The organism is Terribacillus sp. 7520-G (assembly GCF_002271665.1).
Classification (GTDB): domain Bacteria; phylum Bacillota; class Bacilli; order Bacillales; family Amphibacillaceae; genus Terribacillus.
In genome coordinates this window covers 1-1,603 of record NZ_NQFP01000012.1, presented here as the reverse complement: position 1 = coordinate 1,603, position 1,603 = coordinate 1, and the positions used below count along the sequence as shown (strand labels likewise).

Annotated in this window: 2 protein-coding genes; both read left to right on the top strand. The window is 37.9% G+C overall.

Annotated elements, in window-relative coordinates:
• Nucleotides 1–206: 206 nt before the first annotated feature.
• Nucleotides 207–986 carry a putative hydro-lyase gene (locus tag CHH53_RS05650; protein WP_095215156.1) on the top strand — a complete coding sequence of 260 codons (780 nt, stop codon included), beginning with the start codon at nt 207–209 and terminating at the stop codon, nt 984–986.
• Between the two features lie 346 nt (nt 987–1,332).
• On the top strand, nt 1,333–1,603 hold a 271-nt coding region (locus CHH53_RS05645; protein WP_369819863.1), incomplete at its 3' end, for a hypothetical protein.

Below are 1,603 nucleotides of genomic sequence, written 5' to 3'. Positions count from 1 at the left end.
TTCCTTTTTCTATTTGTTTAGAAATCTATTTACACAAAATATTTTACGCTCTCAACTTTTGGGATATCTATTAAACTACATAGTTAATTGGTCATGTTCTGATTTCTATTAATCATCCTCAAAATTCATGTATTATAAATCGATTTGAATTTCGATGTGGGGAAGATCACAAATGAAACTAGACAGAAGCATAGGAGGAAACATAAATGAATCCAAGCACACTGAGAGAAAAGATCCGAAACGGCGCATTTAATACCCATACTTCTGGTGTGGCTAATGATTATGTTCAAGCAAACTTAGCAATCGTACCAAAGGAATATGCTTTTGATTTCCTGCTCTTTGCTAACCGTAATCCAAAGTCTTGTCCGATTATTGATGTATTGGAACCAGGAGTGGTTGAATCTGCTCTTGCTGCTGGCTCCGATATTCGCAGTGATATCCCTCTTTACTATGTATATGAGAATGGCAAACTAACGGAGAAGCGTCAAGATCTTAAAGAAATTTGGCGGGATGACTTTGTATCTTTCTTAATAGGCTGCAGCTTTACCTTTGAAAGTGCATTACTAAAGGAAGGCGTTCCTTTGAAACATATCGAGCAGAACAAAAATGTCGCCATGTACATTACAAACCGGCAAACAAAGCAAGCAGGTCAATTCAGCGGGCCTGTCGTAGTCTCCATGCGACCGATTAAAAACGAGCTTGTTCAAAAGGCAATTGATGTCACCGCACAGTTTCCGAACATGCATGGATCACCGATTCACGTAGGAGATCCAAAAGAAATAGGCATTGACGATATCAGCAAGCCTGATTTCGGTGAATTTACGGAGTTCGGAGAAGGGGAAACGCCTGTTTTTTGGGAATGTGGCGTAACACCGCAATCATCAGCAATCCATTCACACATTCCATTAGTGATTACGCATGCGCCAGGGCATATGTTTGTAACGGATGTTACCAATGAAGATTTTTTACGTAATATGAACGTATAATCATTGAGATGCTTGGTTGCTAACAAAGGTCGGAGATATAAACAGTTCATGAAAGACTACTTCCTAAAGTAAAGAAGTAGCCTTTTTTCACTGCTATAGATGCTGTTACGGCAATTTTGTAAGTAAACATAAAAAATGATAAGAGTAAGTATTGAATATGATACTTTAAAGCAACATCCTGACGCTCTATAGAAATATATACAGACTGTGATTGCTAGACTATATACCTGATTTAAAGAGAAGATAATTCTTTTAACTTCAAATAAAATGAAAAAATAGAAAATGATGACTTTAGTCGTGATACAATAGTATGGCATGGCTAAAATACATAAAGGAGTTTTAATTAATGGAATCATTCTTAATCATTTTAACGTGGCTATCTTTAGCAGGTATGGTCCTCTTTTTTGTCTTGGCTTTTGTGAAAGGAAAAGGGAACAGACGCAGGAACTTTGCAAAATCAGGCGGCTGCCTGATTGCACTTATAGTCATATCGCTGATTGGAGCATCAATTAGTGAAGAAAAACCTGCAACCGATCCTTCCTCAGAAACGGCTGCGCAGGAAGAAGAAAAAACTCAAGAGGCTGAGGAGCAAGCACAAAAGGAGAAAGAAGAGCAAG